At 52.9% G+C, this 20212-nt stretch carries 19 protein-coding genes, 3 tRNA genes and 1 pseudogene; 14 read left to right on the top strand and 9 right to left on the bottom strand.

The genetic code is table 11. The features are described 5' to 3' along the window. The first annotated feature begins 78 nt into the window (after positions 1-78). Positions 79-1422, top strand: coding sequence for a PTS sugar transporter subunit IIC (locus tag GUC46_RS20480; RefSeq protein WP_003845615.1), 1344 nt, complete (start codon positions 79-81; stop codon positions 1420-1422). Positions 1423-1451: 29 nt separating this feature from the next. Here the strand turns inward: GUC46_RS20480 and fhuF are convergent, their stop codons facing one another. Together fhuF and GUC46_RS20470 are read right to left on the bottom strand one after the other, a co-directional pair. After that, entirely contained in the window at positions 1452-2240 is a 789-nt protein-coding gene (gene fhuF, locus GUC46_RS20475) for a siderophore-iron reductase FhuF (RefSeq protein ID WP_003837247.1), read from the bottom strand. A gap of 108 nt (positions 2241-2348) precedes the next feature. Then, the gene (locus GUC46_RS20470; RefSeq protein WP_044713011.1) at positions 2349-3425 is read right to left on the bottom strand and encodes a diguanylate cyclase; all 1077 of its coding nucleotides are present in this window, start codon (positions 3423-3425) and stop codon (positions 2349-2351) included. Positions 3426-3680: 255 nt separating this feature from the next. On the opposite strand from GUC46_RS20470, the gene GUC46_RS20465 reads away from it, so the two are divergent. After that, positions 3681-3917: a DUF1435 domain-containing protein gene (locus GUC46_RS20465; protein WP_003845617.1), complete on the top strand. Its 237-nt coding sequence runs from the start codon at positions 3681-3683 to the stop codon at positions 3915-3917. Positions 3918-3957: 40 nt separating this feature from the next. On the opposite strand, the gene GUC46_RS20460 is transcribed toward GUC46_RS20465, so the two are convergent. The 4 genes from GUC46_RS20460 to rsmC form a co-directional block, all read right to left on the bottom strand. Beyond that, a tRNA-Leu gene (locus GUC46_RS20460) sits at positions 3958-4043 on the bottom strand. A 32-nt stretch (positions 4044-4075) separates the two neighbouring features. Further along, positions 4076-4161, bottom strand: a tRNA-Leu gene (locus GUC46_RS20455). A 28-nt stretch (positions 4162-4189) separates the two neighbouring features. Next, a tRNA-Leu gene (locus GUC46_RS20450) sits at positions 4190-4276 on the bottom strand. Positions 4277-4499: 223 nt separating this feature from the next. Next, positions 4500-5531 carry a 16S rRNA (guanine(1207)-N(2))-methyltransferase RsmC gene (rsmC, locus tag GUC46_RS20445; protein ID WP_160180661.1) on the bottom strand — a complete coding sequence of 344 codons (1032 nt, stop codon included), beginning with the start codon at positions 5529-5531 and terminating at the stop codon, positions 4500-4502. A 103-nt stretch (positions 5532-5634) separates the two neighbouring features. Between rsmC and holD the strand changes: the two genes are divergently transcribed. The 8 genes and pseudogenes from holD (at position 5635) to GUC46_RS20405 (ending at position 12022) form a co-directional block, all read left to right on the top strand. Next, on the top strand, positions 5635-6048 hold the full coding sequence (gene holD, locus GUC46_RS20440; protein ID WP_003837254.1) for a DNA polymerase III subunit psi: 414 nt from the start codon (positions 5635-5637) through the stop codon (positions 6046-6048). Next, complete coding sequence (gene rimI, locus GUC46_RS20435) at positions 6017-6463, top strand: ribosomal protein S18-alanine N-acetyltransferase (RefSeq protein ID WP_160180659.1); 447 nt, start codon at positions 6017-6019, stop codon at positions 6461-6463. Before holD ends, rimI begins: the two co-directional genes overlap by 32 nt. Before the next feature lie 14 nt (positions 6464-6477). After that, positions 6478-7158, top strand: a complete 681-nt coding sequence (gene yjjG / locus GUC46_RS20430; protein WP_003019088.1) for a pyrimidine 5'-nucleotidase — start codon at positions 6478-6480, stop codon at positions 7156-7158. A gap of 92 nt (positions 7159-7250) precedes the next feature. Next, positions 7251-8840: a peptide chain release factor 3 gene (prfC, locus tag GUC46_RS20425; protein WP_003019086.1), complete on the top strand. Its 1590-nt coding sequence runs from the start codon at positions 7251-7253 to the stop codon at positions 8838-8840. A 308-nt stretch (positions 8841-9148) separates the two neighbouring features. Next, positions 9149-9766, top strand: coding sequence for a molecular chaperone OsmY (gene osmY / locus GUC46_RS20420; protein WP_003845622.1), 618 nt, complete (start codon positions 9149-9151; stop codon positions 9764-9766). Positions 9767-9893: 127 nt separating this feature from the next. Next, positions 9894-10055, top strand: coding sequence for a DUF1328 domain-containing protein (locus GUC46_RS20415; RefSeq protein WP_003019081.1), 162 nt, complete (start codon positions 9894-9896; stop codon positions 10053-10055). A 121-nt stretch (positions 10056-10176) separates the two neighbouring features. Next, a pseudogene (locus tag GUC46_RS20410) lies at positions 10177-11249 on the top strand (patatin family protein). Continuing rightward, positions 11246-12022, top strand: a complete 777-nt coding sequence (locus tag GUC46_RS20405; protein ID WP_003019050.1) for a metal-dependent hydrolase — start codon at positions 11246-11248, stop codon at positions 12020-12022. The pseudogene GUC46_RS20410 and the gene GUC46_RS20405 overlap by 4 nt, the downstream one beginning before the upstream one ends. 36 nt (positions 12023-12058) lie before the next feature. Here GUC46_RS20405 and GUC46_RS20400 read toward each other — a convergent pair whose 3' ends face one another. Together GUC46_RS20400 and GUC46_RS20395 are read right to left on the bottom strand one after the other, a co-directional pair. Beyond that, positions 12059-12922, bottom strand: a complete 864-nt coding sequence (locus GUC46_RS20400; protein WP_003837280.1) for a YjjW family glycine radical enzyme activase — start codon at positions 12920-12922, stop codon at positions 12059-12061. Continuing rightward, positions 12894-14444, bottom strand: coding sequence for a YjjI family glycine radical enzyme (locus GUC46_RS20395; protein WP_160180656.1), 1551 nt, complete (start codon positions 14442-14444; stop codon positions 12894-12896). The genes GUC46_RS20400 and GUC46_RS20395 overlap by 29 nt, the downstream gene beginning before the upstream one ends. A gap of 261 nt (positions 14445-14705) precedes the next feature. Here GUC46_RS20395 and deoC point away from each other — a divergent pair, with 261 nt between their 5' ends. The 4 genes from deoC (at position 14706) to deoD (ending at position 19017) form a co-directional block, all read left to right on the top strand. Next, positions 14706-15485, top strand: coding sequence for a deoxyribose-phosphate aldolase (deoC, locus tag GUC46_RS20390; protein ID WP_003019042.1), 780 nt, complete (start codon positions 14706-14708; stop codon positions 15483-15485). Between the two features lie 112 nt (positions 15486-15597). Further along, complete coding sequence (gene deoA / locus GUC46_RS20385; RefSeq protein WP_003845626.1) at positions 15598-16920, top strand: thymidine phosphorylase; 1323 nt, start codon at positions 15598-15600, stop codon at positions 16918-16920. A gap of 51 nt (positions 16921-16971) precedes the next feature. Beyond that, the gene (gene deoB / locus GUC46_RS20380) at positions 16972-18195 is read left to right on the top strand and encodes a phosphopentomutase (RefSeq protein ID WP_003019037.1); all 1224 of its coding nucleotides are present in this window, start codon (positions 16972-16974) and stop codon (positions 18193-18195) included. Between the two features lie 102 nt (positions 18196-18297). Further along, positions 18298-19017, top strand: a complete 720-nt coding sequence (gene deoD, locus GUC46_RS20375; RefSeq protein WP_000224864.1) for a purine-nucleoside phosphorylase — start codon at positions 18298-18300, stop codon at positions 19015-19017. A 150-nt stretch (positions 19018-19167) separates the two neighbouring features. Here the strand turns inward: deoD and lplA are convergent, their stop codons facing one another. Next, positions 19168-20184, bottom strand: coding sequence for a lipoate--protein ligase LplA (gene lplA, locus GUC46_RS20370; protein WP_044699053.1), 1017 nt, complete (start codon positions 20182-20184; stop codon positions 19168-19170). Positions 20185-20212 lie beyond the last annotated feature (28 nt).

Below are 20212 nucleotides of genomic sequence, written 5' to 3'. Positions count from 1 at the left end.
CGAAAAGTGGTAATGGGATTTACGTGGTGGTGTTGATGCCAACACGGTTGCAAGGTTTTGCACAACGGGAGAACGGCTATGTCTACTAACCATGCTGTGTTTAACGTGATTTTCCGCTTTGTTGAAAACTATGTTAGCCCTGTTGCCGGGCGCATCTCTTCACAACGTCATGTCATGGCTATTCGTGACGGTTTTATTTCGGCGATGCCTTTTATGATTGTAGGCTCTTTTCTGCTGGTTTTTGCCTATCCGCCGTTTTCTCCCGATACCACCTGGGGATTCGCCCGTGCGTGGCTGGATTTGGCAAAACAGTTTGAAGGCCAAATCCTCACACCGTTTGATATGACGATGGGGATCATGTCGGTCTACATATGTGCGGCTATTGCTTATAACCTGGGCAAGCACTATGTGAAGTCGTATCAGTTAGATCCGTTTATGTGTGCGATGCTATCAATCATGGCTTTTTTGCTGATTGCCGCGCCAAAAACCAAAGGCACGATGCCGGTTGATAGTCTGGGAGGAACGGGGATTTTCACCGCCATCCTGGTAGCCATTTACTGCGTTGAAATGATGCGCTTCCTGAAGGCGCACAACATTGGCATCCGTTTACCCGATCAGGTGCCGCCGATGATCAAAAACTCTTTCGATCTGCTGATCCCGGTGCTGGTGGTGGTGCTAACGCTGTACCCGCTAAGCCTGGTGATACAGTCGCAGTTTGACATGCTGATCCCGCAGGCCATTATGGCCATTTTCAAACCACTGGTGTCGGCTGCAGATTCTCTCCCGGCGATCCTGCTGGCGGTATTGATCGGCCATCTGCTGTGGTTTGCCGGTATTCACGGCGCGGCTATTGTGTCGGGAATGCTGCAAATGTTCTGGCTCACCAATCTCGGGATGAACCAGTCGGCGCTGGCGCAGGGTGCGCCGTTGCCGCATATCTTTATGGAAGCGTTCTGGACGTTCTTCATTGTGGTTGGTGGTTCCGGCGCGACGATGGGGTTGGTGATTTGCTATCTGCGGAGTCGTTCAGCTCATCTACGCTCGATTGGGCGTCTGAGCGTGGTCCCCAGCATTTTTAATATTAACGAACCGGTGATATTTGGTACGCCGATTGTCATGAACCCGGTGTTTTTTATCCCCTTCCTGCTGGCTCCGATGGTGAATGCGGTACTGGCGTGGGCGGCGATGAAACTGGATTTAATTGGGCGGGTAATTTCAGTGGTTCCATGGACGGCCCCGGCACCGGTTGGCGCCGCATGGGCGTTAGGTTGGGATTATCGTGCGGCTATCCTGGTGGTGCTGTTGGCGCTGGTATCGGCCGTTATCTACTTCCCGTTCTTTAAGGTCTACGAAAAGCAGTTATTAGCGCAGGAAAAAGAAGAAGCGCAGCGTATGGAAGAGGAAAACCAGCAGGTTGCATAAATATCTGGCGAGGGGCTACGGCTCCTCGCTTACTTCAGCGTGCAGTCTCCGCATTGCTGAACGTCAGGCAGGCGATAGCGTTGGCAGCAGGTTCTGCGCACTAACAGCCCTTCACGCGGAACAACGGTACGCCATAGAGGATTATCCTGACCGCAGGAAAGTTGTTTCTCAAAAAAGCAGGTCTGGCGCAGCGTGGTCAGCAGTTCTTCACCTAACAACGGCTTCATTTCCGTTAAATACCAGTGAATTAAGTATCCGGTGTTGCTCCAGATAAGCTTTGCGTTGATCTCACCCGTTGCTTCCAGCGCCTGCACAACCGGCGTTAGCGCTGAGAGAATCAGCGTTTCCATGCGTTGTTGAGGAGACAGGGCTGTAGCCAGATGATCCTGATGGACATCGATCCAGAAGCAGGCTGCTCGGCCCGTTTCGTGGAATTCTACGTGCATGTGTTCAGGAGAGACGTCTATAGCCTCTTTTTGCGTCAGCAGGGCCACCATTAACGGAGGCATCATCAGGCCGATATACCATTGCGCCCAAAGAGATATCAGGGGCTTATTTTCGCGGGGCAGCGTGGGCTGGTTGCGATAGATATGGTCTGAATAAACAGCGAGCAATGAACTTAGCGTCGTCGGTTGCGTCCATTCATGCAGCGTCATTGCACCTGGCACAGGCGTTTCGTCAAGACGAATGAAGTCCAGCAAGTGCTCGCGAGTTTTGGCTATCGTTGCGCGTACGGCAGCAGCCAGCGAGGGCATCTCTGAGGGGAGATGGCTACGCCAGATGACATCTTCAACGATCGGTGCAGAACGATAAGCCATGTCGATATAAGGATGTTAATCTTAATGATAATGATTGCTAATCCTATAATTGGTGTTAAGCGATAGCAAGATCTTTGTCGCCATCTCGGGTGGCACCGCACAGAAAGCTCAGATAGAAGGGCAGTTTACCCGTAGCTCATCGCTGACCAGAGTATTGTTACGCCCAAGATTCTTCGCCTCGTAAAGGGCTTTATCCGCTTTGGCAATAGCAGCATCAATATCCTGTTCGACCAGAGGTGCAATGCCGATACTGACGGTTACGTTGGTTGCCACGCTCTCATTAAACATGTGAGGGATTTTAAGGTCGTACACTTTCTGGCGGATACGTTCGGCGGCAGCCTGGGCCTGCTGTGGATCGACTGCGGTCAGCAAAACCATAAACTCTTCACCGCCAAAACGCGCCACCACATCCCTGGAGCGGACGGAGTCTCGGATGGCGGCAGAAACACGGATCAACGCCTGGTCGCCCATCATATGTCCGTAATGATCGTTATAGGATTTGAAATGGTCGATATCCAGCAGAAGAACGAAGTGTCTCGAATTACTTAGGGCCAACAGCGTATCGAGCCGGTGTTGCAGCCCCCGGCGATTATACAAACCGGTTAGCGGGTCGAGCATGCTGAGCCCGTTCAGGGTTTCTCGTTCTTCCAGCAGTTTGTACATCAGCTGCTGAGCGAACCCATCGTAGCGCTTTTGTATCACATGCTGGATGGCGATACCTGCCATAGGCAGCGCCATAAAATAGAAAATCCGCAAACCATGCTCGCTGCCGTTAAGCCATAAACAAACGGCGACGGAGGGGAGTGAGTGGAGCGTAAACGCGATGATATTATTGGCAAAAGCGATAGAGCCAATAAACAGTACGCTGAGAAGCGCTATTAACAGGAAATAATAATCATTCTGACCTAAAGCATTATATTTCAATAATATGTGTAACGCCCATAACAAGCCAAAAACGATTGAAATAAAAGGGAGATTAATTCTTTTATCTGCGTATTTCCCATGCCATACCAGCAGCAGTGTACTCATCACCAGTATCAGCAACGCCGATACTGATAAGGCTTTGACCGCAAACAGTGGGAAAAAAAGCGTAAACAGCGCGGAGACTGCGTTGAGCAGCAGAAACAGTCGTAAAGAGAGTTGGTATTTTTTGGTGCGCAGAGTTCGCCAGGATTGTACTGTCATAGGTAAATATTGTTAGTTATCTGCAATGTACGAAGGTGTGTTGGTAAATAAAACAAATAACGAACGGGGTATCATTCGCAGAGGTTTTTATTGTTTTTAGTTGAAGAGCTAACCGGTGAGCAATTTATCACCTTGGGTTATTCATGTCATCAATCGTTAAGTAAAACTCATATAATTGATAGTGCTTCACGGCTGACAAATGAGAAATTTTATCATATGATATTGGTTATCATTATCAGTGTCATAGGTGGAATCATGTTGCAACGTACGCTGGGCAGTGGATGGGGTGTTCTGCTGCCGGGAATGCTGATTGCCGGGATGGCATATAGCGACCTGTCGGTCTACGTATGGAAGGTGATGATTGTATTAGGATTACTACTGACTTCGCTCATGTTGTACCACAAGCGTTTACGGCACTTTGTTTTGTTACCTTCATGCGCGGCGCTGATTGGTGGCATTGTTCTGGTAATAATGAACTGGAATCAGGGATGAACAAAACTAGAGAAGGAAATCGAGAGGGAAATAAGATAATTGGTGCGAGGGGGGGGACTCGAACCCCCACATCCTAAGGACACTAACACCTGAAGCTAGCGCGTCTACCAATTCCGCCACCTTCGCACAGTCATCTTATTTGTTTGATATCGCCTCGTTGGTGCGAGGGGGGGGACTCGAACCCCCACATCCTAAGGACACTAACACCTGAAGCTAGCGCGTCTACCAATTCCGCCACCTTCGCCCAGTGCGAGCAATATCAACGTGGATTATGGTGCGAGGGGGGGGACTTGAACCCCCACGTCCGAAAGGACACTAACACCTGAAGCTAGCGCGTCTACCAATTCCGCCACCTTCGCATACCATCGACACTCAAAAAAAGTATCGTTACCACGGAGGCGAATTCTAGAGATTTTATGCAGGGCGTCAACTGTTAATTATCGAACTTAACGTGATTGCCGAAAAAAAAGGCGTTTCTTCGGCTTTGGCGTTTTATGCAGGCCGGATAAGCGATAGCGCCATCCGGCGTTGCTCGGTGTCACGCCAGATGGCGGCGTAAACGCCTTATCTGGCCTACAGCGGTTAGGCTTTTTTCGCCTGGCGCGTCATGATGGTGCGATAGACCTTGAAGCGCCCGGTCTGCGCGATAACTTCGTGGAAGCCAAACACTTCATCCAGAACCTTCGGATAAGGCAGGAAGGCGTTTGCCACGATACGCAGTTCACCGCCACTGTTCAGATGACGCACGGCGCCGCGAATCAGCGTTTGCGCGGCATCAAGGCTGGTCTGCATTCCGTCGTGGAACGGTGGATTGGAGATGATCATATCAAATCGGCCCGTTACGTCAGAAAAGACGTTACTGGCGATGACGTCACCTTCAATGCCATTGGCTACAAGCGTTGCGCGGCTTGCTTCAACGGCGGCGGCGCTAACATCGCACAGGGTTAAGCGCACTTTTGGCGAGTGGCTGGCTAAGGCGACGGAGAGAACGCCTGCGCCACAGCCGACATCCAGCACTTTGCCTTTGGTGTGCGGCGTCAGCGTGGAGAGCAGCAGTTGGCTGCCAACGTCCAGGCCGTCACGGCTGAAGACGCCCGGCAGCGTTTTGATGGTCAGATTTTCTGTCTGGTATTCATCCCAGTATTTTTCTGCATCAAAGACCGGCTGTTTTTCCAGACGACCGTGGTACAGGCCACAGCGACGTGCGCTGTCGACTTTGTTTAACGGTGCGTATTCGGCCAGCATCTGCTCTGCGCTACGTACGCCGCTGCGATTCTCACCGACAACAAAAATATCGGTGCCAACCGGTAACAGCGACAGAATGTTCATCAACTGGAACTGGGCTTCCGGCTTATTCTTCGGCCAGTAGTAGATCAGCGTATCGCTATCGGCAACGTCATCGGCCTGCGCGATGAGGCTGAAGCGGACGTTGTCGCCCATCTGGCGGTTAAGCACCTGCCAGTGGTGAAGTTGCTGAGTGTGCGCTCGGCTGGCGGCGCTTTCAAAATGGGCAGGCAGGTCATCCTGCAAATCACCGGCAAACAGAATACGGCTTTGTTCGAAATCATCACTGTGGCGCAGCAAGACTTCACTTGCCGGGGTAAAAGCAGACATGGAATGCTCCTTAAATTGTACAGCGGGGGATTATAGTTGTTTGATGGCACGGATTCGACAAATTTGCTATATTTGCGCCCCTGATAGACAGGAGTGTTTCGCTATGACATCCCGACGAGACTGGCAGTTACAGCAACTGGGCATTACGCAGTGGTCGTTGCGTCGTCCTGGCGCACTGCAGGGCGAGATCGCGATTTCCATTCCTGCGCATGTCCGTTTGGTGATGGTTGCTGCACAGTTACCCGCGCTAACCGAACCATTGATGAGCGATATTTTACGCGCATTAACCGTCAGCCCGGATCAGGTTTTACAACTGACGCCTGACCGTGTCGCCATGCTGCCGCAAGGCAGTCGCTGTAATAGCTGGCGGCTGGGAACCGAAGAGCCGCTGCTGCTGGAGGGCGCTCAGGTCGAGAGTCCTGCGTTTAATGAATTACGGGAAAACCCAGCGGCACGCGCCGCGTTATGGCAACAAATCTGCGCATATGAACACGATTTCTTCCCTCGAACCGACTGATTTACCCGCAGCATTTCATATTGAAAAACGCGCCCACGCTTTTCCGTGGAGTGAAAAAACATTTGCCAGCAACCAGGGCGATCGCTATCTCAATTTTCAGTTGAGGGTTGATGACGTGATGGCGGCTTTTGCGATTACGCAGGTCGTGCTGGATGAAGCTACGCTGTTCAATATTGCCGTCGATCCTGACTTTCAGCGCCGTGGGCTGGGGCGTGAGCTGTTGGAGCATTTGATCGATGAGCTGGAAAAGCGTGGCATTTTGACGCTGTGGCTTGAAGTGCGCGCCTCGAATGCGGCCGCTATCGCGCTGTACGAAAGCTTAGGCTTTAACGAGGCGACGATCCGTCGCAATTACTATCCAATGGCCGATGGTCACGAAGACGCCATCATCATGGCGTTGCCAATCAGCATGTAAGACAAGGTGTAATGATGAAGAAGTGGGACTGGATTTTCTTTGATGCCGACGAAACGCTGTTTACATTTGACTCGTTTACCGGCTTACAGCGGATGTTTCTCGACTATAGCATTACCTTTACCGCTGAAGATTTTCAGGACTACCAGGCCGTGAATAAACCGCTGTGGGTGGATTACCAAAACGGCGCGATTACCTCATTACAACTGCAGCATGCCCGTTTTCAGAGCTGGGCCGAACGCCTGAAGGTTGAACCGGGCCAGCTTAATGATGCATTCATCAATGCGATGGCGGAGATCTGCTCGCCGTTGCCGGGGGCGGTTTCTCTGCTCAATGCGATTCGTGATAAAGCGAAAATCGGCATCATTACTAACGGCTTTACCGCGTTGCAGCAAATCCGCCTTGAGCGGACGGGGCTGCGCGATTATTTCGATCTGCTGGTGATTTCTGAGCAGGTTGGGGTGGCAAAACCTGATTCCCGTATTTTTGACCATGCGCTGGAGCAGGCGGGCAATCCTGACCGTTCTCGCGTGCTAATGGTGGGTGACACCGCAGAGTCCGATATTCTTGGCGGCATTAACGCCGGGCTATCCACCTGCTGGCTAAATACGCACCACCGCGAGCAGCCAGCGGGCATTCAGCCGACCTGGACCGTAGCGTCATTAAGCGAACTGGAGCAGCTCCTGTGTAAACACTGATTGCCTCCCCCCCGTTGATGGGTAAAATAGCCGCAATTTTTCGTATTCAACTTGCCCGGCCCGTTGCCGTGCTTACCTAAGAAGATTTGACTATGACGTTGTCTCCTTATTTGCAAGAGGTGGCCAAACGCCGCACTTTTGCCATTATTTCTCACCCGGATGCCGGTAAAACGACAATTACTGAAAAGGTATTGTTATTCGGACAGGCCATTCAGACCGCCGGTACGGTAAAAGGCCGTGGCTCCAGCCAGCATGCAAAATCTGACTGGATGGAAATGGAAAAGCAACGTGGTATCTCCATTACCACTTCTGTGATGCAGTTTCCGTATCATGACTGCCTGGTGAACCTGCTGGACACCCCGGGGCACGAAGACTTCTCCGAAGATACCTATCGTACTCTGACGGCGGTGGACTGTTGCCTGATGGTTATCGATGCTGCAAAAGGCGTTGAAGATCGTACCCGTAAGCTGATGGAAGTTACCCGTCTGCGCGATACGCCGATCCTGACCTTTATGAACAAACTCGACCGTGACATCCGCGATCCGATGGAGCTGCTGGATGAAGTTGAGAACGAACTGAAAATCGGCTGTGCGCCGATCACCTGGCCGATTGGCTGCGGTAAGTTGTTCAAAGGTGTCTATCACCTTTATAAAGATGAAACTTACCTGTATCAGACCGGTAAAGGCCACACCATTCAGGAAGTGCGTGTTGTTAAAGGTCTTAACAACCCGGAACTTGATACTGCCGTGGGTGAAGACCTGGCGCAGCAGCTGCGTGACGAGCTGGAGCTGGTGCAGGGCGCGTCCAACGAGTTCGACCATGAGTTGTTCCTTGCGGGCGAAATCACCCCGGTCTTCTTCGGTACCGCGTTGGGTAACTTCGGCGTTGACCATATGCTGGATGGCTTAGTGGAGTGGGCGCCTGCGCCGATGCCGCGTAAAACCGACACCCGCGTCGTCGAAGCCTCAGAAGAGAAGTTCACCGGTTTCGTGTTTAAAATTCAGGCCAACATGGACCCGAAACACCGTGACCGTGTGGCGTTCATGCGTGTGGTATCCGGCAAGTATGAGAAAGGCATGAAAATGCGCCAGGTGCGCATTGGTAAAGACGTGGTGATCTCCGACGCACTCACCTTTATGGCCGGTGACCGTTCTCATGTGGAAGAAGCGTATCCGGGCGATATTCTCGGCCTGCATAACCACGGCACTATCCAGATCGGCGATACCTTTACCCAGGGCGAAATGATGAAGTTCACCGGTATTCCGAACTTCGCGCCGGAGCTGTTCCGTCGTATTCGCCTGAAGGATCCATTGAAGCAGAAACAGCTGCTGAAAGGGCTGGTTCAGCTTTCAGAAGAGGGTGCAGTGCAGGTATTCCGTCCGATCGCCAACAACGATCTGATCGTCGGTGCGGTGGGTGTGCTGCAGTTTGACGTGGTGGTTTCACGTCTGAAGAGCGAGTACAACGTTGAAGCGATTTATGAATCCGTCAATGTGGCGACTGCACGCTGGGTAGAATGTTCTGACGTGAAGAAATTCGAAGAATTTAAGCGTAAGAACGAAATTCAGCTGGCGCTGGATGGCGGCGATAACCTCACCTATATCGCGCCAACCATGGTTAACCTGAATCTCACCCAGGAACGTTATCCGGACGTTCAGTTCCGTAAAACACGCGAACACTAATCGACCTTCCAGGGCACGGTATCCGCCGTGCCCTGCAACTTTCCCTGTCTTTTAAATCCCTTGCGGAATGTTCTTAAAACTTCGCGTTTTTCTTTTGTTTGCCTGTTTTTTAGTCAACTCGGGCAGCGATCACGAAATCCTGAACTATATTTAACAATGTGATGACATAAATATCGGCGTTAAATGCTTTTTAGGCTGCCTGTTGCAGCTTCTATTGCTGATATTTATTCCACTTACAAAATTAGTTGCTGGTTCAGGCCGTGTAACGGCAGAGCCTGGCTTTTAGCAAAACATACAGGAATACATCGATGACAATGACAGGACTTAAGATTTCTAAAACGCTGCTGGCCGTGATGCTGACCTCCGCTGTTGCAACGGGTTCTGCTTATGCAGAAAACGCCACGACGGATAAAGCGCAATCCGGCGTCGAAAGTGCGGGGCAGAAAGTCGATAGCTCTATGAACAAAGTCGGTAATTTCATGGATGACAGCACCATCACCGCGAAAGTAAAAGCCGCGCTGGTGGACCACGATAGCATTAAGAGCACCGATATTTCCGTCAAGACCGATCAGAAAGTAGTAACGCTAAGCGGCTTTGTTGAAAGCCAGGCGCAGGCTGAAGAAGCGGTGAAAGTGGCGAAAGGCGTTGAGGGTGTGACCTCCGTTAGCGACAAACTGCACGTGCGTGATAGTAAAGAAACCTCCGTTAAAGGCTATGCGGGCGATACGGCAATCACCAGTGAAGTAAAAGCCAAGCTGCTGGCCGATGATATTGTCCCTTCACGCAAGGTGAAAGTTGAGACCACCGATGGTGTGGTACAGCTTTCAGGAACCGTTGAATCTCAGGCTCAAAGCGATCGCGCTGAGAGCATCGCCAAAGCGATTGATGGCGTGAAAAGCGTCAAAAACGATCTCAAAACTCACTAATTAGACTTAATTCGCCCTCCTGACGTTTGTCGGGAGGCGTATTGTGCACCACACTGAAAATATCGCCGATGGGTAGCCTGAGCGCTCATATCAAGCGGTGAAATTAACTATGGTAAAGGAGAAGCATATGTTTCGATGGGGCATCATATTTCTGGTTATCGCGTTAATTGCCGCTGCACTGGGTTTTGGTGGACTGGCGGGTACCGCTGCAGGCGCAGCGAAAATTGTTTTTGTGGTGGGTATCATTCTGTTTCTGGTCAGCCTGTTTACCGGGCGTAAACGACCCTAGTACGTAAACCGTAAAGATAACTTGCTACTGAGCCAGTCCAGCGGACTGGCTTTTACGGTTTTAGCTGCAGGCAATTTGCGTTACTTTGTTGTCCTATTACAAAAACAACAGGAAGGCAGAGGTGGGGCAGAGAATACCCGTCACGCTCGGTAATATCGCGCCGTTATCGTTACGTCCGTTTCAACCAGGCAGTATGGCGCTGGTGTGCGAGGGCGGGGGACAAAGAGGCATCTTCACCGCAGGCGTACTGGATGAATTCATGCGCGCGCAGTTCAATCCCTTTGATCTCTTCTACGGGACGTCCGCTGGTGCGCAAAACCTTTCAGCTTATCTCTGTAACCAGCCCGGTTACGGTCGTAAAGTCATCATGCGTTACACTACCCGACGTGAGTTTTTTGACCCGGTGCGCTTTGTGCGCGGGGGAAACTTAATCGATCTCGACTGGCTGGTGGATTCGACCTCGTCCCAAATGCCGCTGGCGATGGACAACGCTGAGCGCTTGTTTGCCGCGGGGAAAGCGTTTTATATGTGCGCCTGTCGGGGTGATGACTACACGCCGGGCTATTTTTCGCCGAACCGGCAAAACTGGCTCGATCTTATTCGTGCCTCCAGCGCGATTCCCGGGTTCTACCGCACAGGGGTTGCGCTGGACGGCGTGAATTACCTGGATGGGGCGTCAGCGACGCCATTCCCGTGCAGGAAGCGGCGAAGCAGGGGGCGAAAACGCTGGTGGTTATCCGCACAGTGCCTTCGCAAATGTACTACACCCCGCAGTGGTTCAAGCGTATGGAACGCTGGCTGGGCGAAAGCAGCCTGCAACCACTGTTGAATCTGGTGCAGCACCATGAAGCCACCTATCGCGCGATTCAGAGCTTTATTGAGAAACCGCCGGGCAAGCTGCGTATCTTTGAGATCTACCCGCCCAAACCGCTCCACAGCATGGCGTTGGGAAGCCGTATTCCGGCCTTGCGGGAAGATTACAAAACCGGACGCCTGTGCGGTCGTTACTTCCTCGCTACCGTCGGCAAACTGCTGGGGAAAAACGTGCCGCTGCCTCGTCAGACGCCGAAGATTGTGGTGCCGGGACCGGTGGTGGTTCCTCCCGCGCCGGTGGCCAACGATGCCCACGCGCCGGTGGTGGCCAATGCGCCTCAGGCCAACGATACAACGTTTAATAATGAGGATTTGGCGTGAGTTATCGTTTTATCGATACGCACTGTCACTTTGATTTCCCGCCGTTTACCGGCGATGAACCTGCCAGCATTCAGCGCGCGGCGGAAGTTGGTGTACAGAGCATTATCGTTCCGGCCACCCAGGCGGCGAATTTTTCCCGTGTACTGGCGTTAGCGGAAAATTATCCTCCATTATTTGCCGCGCTTGGTTTACATCCCATTGTTATTGAACAACATAGTGATGACTGCCTGGACCAGTTGCAACAGGTGCTGGATAAGCGCCCACAAAAGCTGGTGGCGGTAGGTGAGATTGGATTGGATCTGTATCGCGACGATCCGCAATTCGACAAGCAAGAGCGGGTGCTGGAAGCGCAACTTAAGCTGGCGAAGCGGTACGAACTGCCGGTGATCCTGCATTCGCGACGCACGCATGACAAGCTGGCGATGTACCTTAAACGCCATGCTTTGCCACGAACAGGCGTGGTGCATGGGTTTTCCGGGAGCGTGCAGCAGGCCGAACGCTTTGTGCAACTGGGATACAAAATTGGCGTGGGCGGCACCATTACCTATCCGCGCGCCAGTAAAACCCGCGAGGTAATGGCGCAGCTGCCGCTCGAGTCGCTGTTGCTGGAAACCGACGCGCCGGATATGCCGCTCAACGGCTTTCAGGGGCAGCCTAATCGCCCGGAGCAGGTGGTCAGAGTTTTTGACGTCTTATGCGAACTGCGCCCGGAACCTGCGGACGTGATTGCTGACGCGCTGTATCGTAATACCACGGCGTTGTTTGATTTTTGAATTCCGGATGCGGCGCTATTGCATCGCATCCGGCCATCACAGGTACAGCGCCGGGAAAATCAAATTATCCACCCCGCGTTCGCGCAATCTTTGCGCCAGGTGTTCCACATCCTCCGGCGTGGCGCTCGGCCAGTCCTTCGCTTCGCCATACACCCCGTGCGCATGAAAGGCATTCAGCCGTACCGGCACGTCACCTGAACCTCTGATAAACGCTGCCAGCGCATCAATATGCTGTAGATAATCCACCTGACCAGGGATAACCAGCAGGCGCAGTTCCGCAAGTTTCCCTTGCCCGGACAGAAAGGTAATGCTTTGTTTAATCAGCGTGTTATCGCGACCGGTCAACTGACGATGACACGTGCTGTCCCAGGCTTTTAAATCCAGCATTACGCCGTCGCACACCGGCAGCAGCTTCTGCCAGCCGGTTTCGCTCAGCATGCCATTGCTGTCGACCATACAGGTCAGGTGTTGCAGTTGCGGATCGGTTTTGATCGCACGAAACAGCGCCACAATAAACGGTAGCTGGGTTGTCGCTTCGCCGCCGCTGACCGTAATTCCCTCAATAAACAGTGCTGCCTTGCGAATATGCTGCAGCACCTCATCAACGCTCATGGTCTGCGCCATCGGCGTGGCCTGCTGGGGGCACATATGAAGGCAGGTGTCACACTGCTGACATAAATCAGACTGCCACCACACTTTCCCCGCGCTCAGGCTCAGCGCCTCATGCGGGCAATGCAGCACACACTCCCCGCAGTCGTTGCAGCGTCCCATCGTCCACGGATTGTGGCAGTTTTTACAGCGCAGATTACATCCCTGCAGAAACAGAGCCAGGCGACTGCCCGGCCCGTCGACGCAGGAGAAAGGGATAATCTTACTTACCGAAGCGCATCTGCTGTTCATGGCTAATCACGCGAGGTTGTCGTTCCAGAATGCGCGTATTACGCGCGGCTTCTTCGCCAAGCCAGGTGGTGTTGGTGCGAGAACCTTCGGCGCGATATTTTTCCAGATCCGACAGACGCACCATGTAACCCGTAACGCGAACCAGATCGTTGCCGCTCACGTTGGCGGTAAACTCACGCATCCCGGCTTTAAATGCGCCGAGGCACAGCTGCGCCAGCGCCTGAGGATTGCGCTTGATGGTTTCATCCAGCGTGAGAATGTCGCTGATTCCCGCGTGATAAAACGCGTGATGCGGTGCGACGGTTTGCAGATGAGTGATCGGGTCTGGTTCATCGCCGTAAGGCAGGCGTGCACCCGGTGTGGTGCCGATGTCAGAACTGATCCCCGACTGTGCATGCAGCATCGCGCGCTGCTTCCAGCCATATTTCACCGGGGTGCTTTCGACAAACTCCGCCAATTGGGCGCTGATGCGATAGCCAAGCTGATTGGCGAACTCATCTTTTCCGTAGCGCGCATTTTGTCCCGCCTTATCGCACAGTAGATTCACCGCCTCCGCCAGGCCATACATGCCGAACATAGGCACAAAACGTTCGGGATCAATCAACCCTTCCTGCACGAGGAAGCTATTCTCAAAGAAATGTGATTTTTCATAGAGGAATTCACATCGTGAATCAATGATGGCGATTTGCTGTTGGCAATAGTGCGGTAGAGTGCGCGTAAAGAAGTCATCGACAGAGGCGCTGCGCTCTGCGATGGCTTTCAGATTAAGCCTGACCAGCGTGCTACCACCCCCGGCGAGCGGCAAAGAGTTGTAACAGCTGACGACGCCATACTGATCTTTTGTGAAAATTTTATCATTTTCAGGGCCATTGGAAATATGTGGCTTACTGCACTCGCAGATATTTTTCGCCACGCTGAGCAGCAGATCGTCAGGTGTGATTTGCGGGTCATAAATGAATGTCAGATTAGGTGAAACCTGCTTTAACTCTGCATCTGCGCGTAAAATTGCACGGGTAACTGGAGTATCGGCGGGGCCGATATTGGCATGCATAAACGCGTCTGGCAGGGTTCTGTCGAGATAACGCCAGAAACGTTTTATTCGAATATCGATCTCTTCTTGTGTTAGAATTCTAACATACGGTTGCAGCAGCGCATCGAGCTGGCCGAGATAAACCGGCATCGACGTCACTGACGGAACGTGGTGGTACAGGATGGTGAGTAAGGATAACGCATCATCAAGATCGCTGGCGCCTTCCAGCTCCAGCCACGATGAACCATTGGCCAAAAAACGCGCGTAATCGGGTAAAACGTAGCGCGGTTTGAACGGGGCATGACCTTCGTACATATCGCAGATTACCCCATCATCCAGCGCCTGACGTGCCTGTGCAGGTAGTTGCGGATAAGGCAGCGCGTTTTCAGCTTCCAGCGCCAGAAAGTGGCGTTTCTGCTCAGGGCTGAGCACCGGGCTGGTCACGATTTGTTGGCAACGCTGTTGCAGCGCGAGTTCGCTTGAAGTGGGCATCGTTGATTCCTTTTTGTCCCGAAGGTGTAACGCCATTGTAGAAAGCAACGCCGCCACAACCTTTGATCCGGATGCGCCTGATGCCACGGCATCCCTTTAGAAAAGGTAATTTATTTGAAGTAGATCTCATTAGAGTAATGCAAATCTGTATGTGGTTTTCATTAACTGTGATGTATATCGAAGTGTAATAGCGAGCGGATGTTAGAATACTAACAAACTCGCAAGGTGAAATTTTATACGGCGATGCCGTTGGAGAATGTTATGACCGATTTAACAGCAAGCAGCCTGCGTGCACTGAAACTGATGGACCTGACCACTCTGAATGACGACGACACCAATGAAAAAGTGATCGCGCTGTGTCATCAGGCGAAGACCCCGGTTGGCAACACTGCCGCAATCTGTATCTATCCGCGTTTCATCCCTATTGCGCGTAAGACTCTGAAAGAGCAGGGTACGCCGGACATCCGCATTGCAACCGTCACCAACTTCCCGCACGGCAACGACGACATCGAGATTGCGCTGGCGGAAACTCGCGCGGCGATCGCCTACGGTGCCGATGAAGTTGACGTGGTGTTCCCGTACCGTGCGCTGATCGCCGGTAACGAGCAGATTGGTTTTGATCTGGTTAAAGCTTGCAAAGACGCGTGTGCGGCGGCAAACGTGCTGCTGAAAGTGATCATCGAAACCGGTGAGCTGAAAGAAGAAGCACTGATTCGCAAAGCATCTGAAATCTCCATCAAAGCCGGTGCTGATTTCATCAAAACGTCTACCGGTAAAGTGCCGGTCAATGCGACGCCGGAAAGCGCACGCATCATGATGGAAGTGATCCGCGACATGGGTGTTTCTAAAACTGTAGGTTTCAAACCGGCTGGCGGCGTGCGTACTGCAGAAGATGCACAGCAGTTCCTGGCGATTGCCGATGAACTGTTTGGCGCTGACTGGGCTGATTCTCGTCACTACCGTTTTGGCGCATCCAGCCTGCTGGCTAGCTTGCTGAAAGCGCTGGGTCACGGCGACGGCAAGAGCGCAAGCAGCTACTAAGCCCGTAGGCCGGATAAGGCGCAGCCGCCATCCGGCATTAAGACGACTGCCGGGTGGCGCGTTGCTTACCCGGCTTACAACGGCCTTCTACTCTTTTCCCCTGGGGGTTACCGTGTTTCTCGCACAAGAAATTATTCGTAAAAAACGTGATGGTCATGCGCTGAGTGATGAAGAAATTCGTTTTTTTATCAATGGCATTCGCGACAATACCATCTCTGAAGGGCAAATCGCCGCCCTGGCGATGACCATTTTTTTCCACGATATGACAATGCCTGAGCGTGTTTCGCTGACCATGGCAATGCGTGATTCAGGAACCGTGCTGGACTGGAAAAGCCTGCAGTTGAACGGCCCGATTGTGGATAAACACTCTACCGGCGGCGTAGGTGACGTAACGTCACTGATGTTAGGCCCGATGGTTGCTGCGTGCGGCGGCTATATTCCGATGATCTCCGGGCGTGGCCTGGGGCATACCGGCGGTACGCTCGATAAACTGGAAGCGATTCCTGGATTTGACATCTTCCCGGACGACGCGCGTTTCCGTGAAATTATTAAAGACGTGGGTGTGGCGATTATTGGGCAAACCAGCTCGCTCGCACCGGCGGATAAACGTTTTTATGCCACCCGCGATATTACCGCGACGGTGGATTCCATCCCGCTGATTACCGGTTCCATTCTGGCGAAAAAACTGGCGGAAGGGCTGGATGCGCTGGTGATGGATGTGAAAGTGGGCAGCGGTGCTTTTATGCCGACCTACGAGCTTTCTGAAGCCCTTGCTGAAGCGATTGTCGGCGTGGCAAACGGTGCGGGTGTACGTACCACCGCGCTGTTAACTGATATGAACCAGGTGTTGGCCTCCAGCGCAGGTAACGCGGTCGAAGTCCGCGAAGCGGTGCAGTTCCTGACCGGTGAATACCGCAATCCACGTCTGTTAGACGTCACCATGGCGCTGTGCGTGGAAATGCTGATCTCCGGCAACCTGGCGAAAGATGACGCCGAAGCCCGTGCGAAATTGCAGACGGTGCTGGATAACGGCAAAGCAGCAGAGATTTTTGGTCGCATGGTGGCGGCGCAAAAAGGCCCGACCGATTTCGTCGAAAATTATGCGAAGTACCTGCCGACGGCAATGCTCAGCAAAGCGGTATATGCTGATACCGAAGGCTTTGTCAGCGCGATGGATACCCGTGCGCTGGGAATGGCGGTTGTTTCCATGGGTGGCGGTCGTCGTCAGGCATCGGACACCATTGATTACAGCGTTGGCTTTAGCGATATGGCGCGTCTGGGCGACAGCGTAGACGGACAGCGCCCACTGGCGGTGATCCACGCCAAAGACGAAGCCAGCTGGCAGGAAGCGGCGAAAGCGGTCAAAGCGGCAATTAGCCTTGACGATAAAGCGCCAGAAATTACACCGACAGTCTATCGTCGTATTACCGAATAACTGTATACTGATCTGATCGCTTTTTTGCGGCGCAGATGTATGGAGAACAAGATGAAACGTGCATTTATTATGGTGCTGGACTCCTTTGGTATTGGTGCGACTGAAGATGCGGATCGCTTTGGCGACGTAGGTTCAGACACTATGGGACATATTGCAGAAGCCTGTGCGAAAGGTGAAGCTGACAATGGTCGCAAAGGTCCACTGAATCTGCCTAACCTGACCCGTCTGGGCCTGGTGAAAGCTCACGAAGGTTCTACTGGTAAAATTGCTGCTGGCATGGACGGCAACGCGGAAGTGATTGGTGCCTACGCATGGGCGCATGAACTTTCTTCCGGGAAAGACACGCCGTCTGGCCACTGGGAAATCGCGGGTGTTCCGGTTCTGTTTGACTGGGGATATTTCTCCGATCACGAAAACAGCTTCCCGCAAGAACTGCTGGATAAACTGGTAAAACGTGCCAACCTGCCGGGCTACCTCGGCAACTGCCACTCTTCCGGTACCGTGATCCTGGATCAACTGGGTGAAGAGCATATGAAAACCGGCAAGCCGATTTTCTATACCTCCGCTGACTCCGTGTTCCAGATTGCCTGCCACGAAGAGACTTTTGGCCTGGATAAGCTCTATGAGCTGTGCGAAATCGCCCGTGAAGAGCTGACCGAAGGTGGTTACAACATCGGTCGTGTTATCGCCCGTCCGTTTATCGGTGATAAAGCCGGTAACTTCCAGCGTACCGGTAACCGTCACGATCTGGCCGTTGAGCCGCCAGCACCGACCGTGTTGCAGAAACTGGTCGACGAGAAAGACGGTCACGTGGTTTCCGTCGGTAAAATCGCGGATATCTACGCTAACTGTGGCATCACCAAAAAAGTGAAAGCCACCGGTCTGGACGCACTGTTTGACGCCACTATCAAAGAGATGAAAGAAGCGGGTGATAAGACCATTGTCTTCACTAACTTCGTCGATTTCGACTCTTCCTGGGGACATCGTCGCGATATCGCCGGTTATGCTGCGGGTCTGGAACTGTTTGACCGCCGTCTGCCTGAGCTGATGGAGCTGGTGGGTGAAGATGACATTCTGATCCTGACCGCTGACCACGGCTGCGACCCGAGCTGGACCGGCACTGACCACACTCGTGAACACATTCCGGTACTGGTTTACGGCCCGAAAGTGAAACCCGGTTCTTTAGGTCACCGTGAAACCTTCGCGGATATCGGTCAGACGCTGGCGAGCTACTTTGGTACGTCGCCGATGGACTACGGTAAAAACATGCTCTGATGCAATTGCCCGGTGGCGCTTCGCTTATCGGGCCTACGGTTTTGTAGGCCGGGTAAGGCGCAGCCGCCACCCGGCAAAACAACAATATAAAAGGAACTGAAGATGGCAACTCCACATATTAATGCAGAAATGGGTGATTTCGCTGACGTCGTATTGATGCCTGGCGACCCGCTGCGTGCAAAGCATATTGCTGAAACTTTCCTCGAAGATGTTCGTGAAGTGAACAACGTTCGCGGTATGTTAGGCTTCACCGGTACTTACAAGGGCCGTAAGATTTCCGTAATGGGCCACGGTATGGGTATCCCGTCCTGCTCCATCTACACCAAAGAGCTAATCACCGACTTCGGCGTGAAGAAAATCATTCGCGTAGGCTCCTGCGGCGCTGTGCGTATGGACGTTAAACTGCGTGACGTGGTTATCGGTATGGGTGCTTGCACCGACTCCAAAGTTAACCGTATCCGTTTTAAAGATCATGACTTTGCAGCTATCGCTGACTTCGACATGGTGCGTAACGCAGTTGATGCGGCAAAAGCGCTGGGTGTAGACGCTCGCGTTGGCAACCTGTTCTCCGCTGACCTGTTCTACTCTCCGGACGGTGAAATGTTCGACGTGATGGAAAAATACGGCGTGCTGGGCGTGGAAATGGAAGCGGCGGGTATCTACGGCGTGGCGGCGGAATTCGGTGCGAAAGCGCTGACCATCTGCACCGTATCCGACCATATCCGTACCCACGAGCAGACCACTGCCGCTGAGCGTCAGACGACCTTCAACGACATGATCAAAATCGCGCTGGAATCCGTTCTGCTGGGCGATAAAGAGTAAGTTTTGTTGTGGCCCGGAGGCGCTGCGCTTACCGGGCCTACGGGAATGCCGCTATTAATGCCTGATGGCGCTTCGCTTATCAGGCCTACGGGAGCGGTCTTGTAGGCCGGATAAGGCGCAGCCGCCATCCGGCAATTCGCCACTAATCGCTTAGCGCACGGCCTTTGCTACCCAAGCAGCCAGCTCACGCAACTCGCTTTCCTGATCTGGATACTCCGCAAGCAGCGCTTCACAAGTCTGCTGTAAAATATCGGCGCGATACTGGCAGCCCTGTAGTCGTTCTGCCAGTACTTCCAGCGGCGCAGGATTGAGGCTATCGGTGTAGACTTGGGTGCGGGTAATCACGCCTTTTTCGACGTCAAAATGAAGCTCTACGCCGCCCCAGGTGAAACGTTCGTCCAGTAAATGTGAAAAAGCAGGCGCCTGGCCAAAATTCCACTCCCAACTGCTCTGGCGGGCAAATGTTTCGGCGAAGTTCGGCAGATCCGGCGCTTTGTTTGGGGAGATGATCTCGGCTTCTACGCGTTCGCCGTAGTGGGCGAAAAAGGCTTCCGTGATGGCCTGACAGACCTGTTGATGAGTGATGCCCGGTAACAGCTCGGTCAAATTCGCTACGCGCGAGCGAACCGAAGTGATGCCTTTGGCGGCAAGTTTCTTTTTATCGGGATTGAGATAGTTTGCCAGGCGGCTGAGATCGGCATTCAACAGCAGCGTGCCGTGGTGGAATCCGCGATCTTTCGTTTCCCTATAAGCAGAGCCGGAAACTTTGCGATCGCCGTCCGGCGTTTTCACCACCAAATCGTTACGCCCGGAGGCATCAGCTTCTACGCCCAGCGAATTCAGCGCATTGAGGACGATCGCGGTGGAGATGGTTTTGTCGTATTCCGGTTTACCAGCCATAAAGGTAAAGCAGGTATTGCCTAAGTCATGGAACACCGCGCCGCCACCGCTGCTGCGCCTGGCGAGCCGCACGTTGTCTTCTTCCATGCGGCGTGTATTACACTCTTTCCATGGATTTTGCGCCCGGCCAATTACCACCGTATCGGCGTTACGCCACAAGAACAGAACGCGCTGCGTGGCGGGCATCTGGCGAAAAATGCACTCTTCGACCGCGAGGTTAAACCACGGATCGTAAGAGTCTGAGATAAGCAGGCGTAGTGTTGTCATGGTTGATTTCCCTTCTGTTTTACAGTTT

The sequence above is a fragment of the Citrobacter sp. LUTT5 genome (assembly GCF_009905315.1).
Taxonomy (GTDB): domain Bacteria; phylum Pseudomonadota; class Gammaproteobacteria; order Enterobacterales; family Enterobacteriaceae; genus Citrobacter; species Citrobacter freundii.
Note: the sequence above shows the minus strand (reverse complement) of the source record. Positions and strands in the feature narration are given on the sequence as shown.

Coding starts and splice junctions, on each gene's coding strand:
- GUC46_RS20465 (WP_003845617.1), top strand. CDS start 3,681: ATGTTGCAACGTACGCTGGGCAGTGGATGGGGTGTTCTGCTGCCGGGA.
- deoC (WP_003019042.1), top strand. CDS start 14,706: ATGACCGATTTAACAGCAAGCAGCCTGCGTGCACTGAAACTGATGGAC.
- GUC46_RS20395 (WP_160180656.1), bottom strand. CDS start 14,444: ATGCCCACTTCAAGCGAACTCGCGCTGCAACAGCGTTGCCAACAAATC.
- rsmC (WP_160180661.1), bottom strand. CDS start 5,531: ATGTCTGCTTTTACCCCGGCAAGTGAAGTCTTGCTGCGCCACAGTGAT.
- yjjG (WP_003019088.1), top strand. CDS start 6,478: ATGAAGAAGTGGGACTGGATTTTCTTTGATGCCGACGAAACGCTGTTT.
- fhuF (WP_003837247.1), bottom strand. CDS start 2,240: ATGGCTTATCGTTCTGCACCGATCGTTGAAGATGTCATCTGGCGTAGC.
- prfC (WP_003019086.1), top strand. CDS start 7,251: ATGACGTTGTCTCCTTATTTGCAAGAGGTGGCCAAACGCCGCACTTTT.
- GUC46_RS20415 (WP_003019081.1), top strand. CDS start 9,894: ATGTTTCGATGGGGCATCATATTTCTGGTTATCGCGTTAATTGCCGCT.
- deoD (WP_000224864.1), top strand. CDS start 18,298: ATGGCAACTCCACATATTAATGCAGAAATGGGTGATTTCGCTGACGTC.
- GUC46_RS20480 (WP_003845615.1), top strand. CDS start 79: ATGTCTACTAACCATGCTGTGTTTAACGTGATTTTCCGCTTTGTTGAA.
- lplA (WP_044699053.1), bottom strand. CDS start 20,184: ATGACAACACTACGCCTGCTTATCTCAGACTCTTACGATCCGTGGTTT.
- deoB (WP_003019037.1), top strand. CDS start 16,972: ATGAAACGTGCATTTATTATGGTGCTGGACTCCTTTGGTATTGGTGCG.
- rimI (WP_160180659.1), top strand. CDS start 6,017: ATGAACACGATTTCTTCCCTCGAACCGACTGATTTACCCGCAGCATTT.
- GUC46_RS20400 (WP_003837280.1), bottom strand. CDS start 12,922: ATGAACAGCAGATGCGCTTCGGTAAGTAAGATTATCCCTTTCTCCTGC.
- holD (WP_003837254.1), top strand. CDS start 5,635: ATGACATCCCGACGAGACTGGCAGTTACAGCAACTGGGCATTACGCAG.
- GUC46_RS20470 (WP_044713011.1), bottom strand. CDS start 3,425: ATGACAGTACAATCCTGGCGAACTCTGCGCACCAAAAAATACCAACTC.
- osmY (WP_003845622.1), top strand. CDS start 9,149: ATGACAATGACAGGACTTAAGATTTCTAAAACGCTGCTGGCCGTGATG.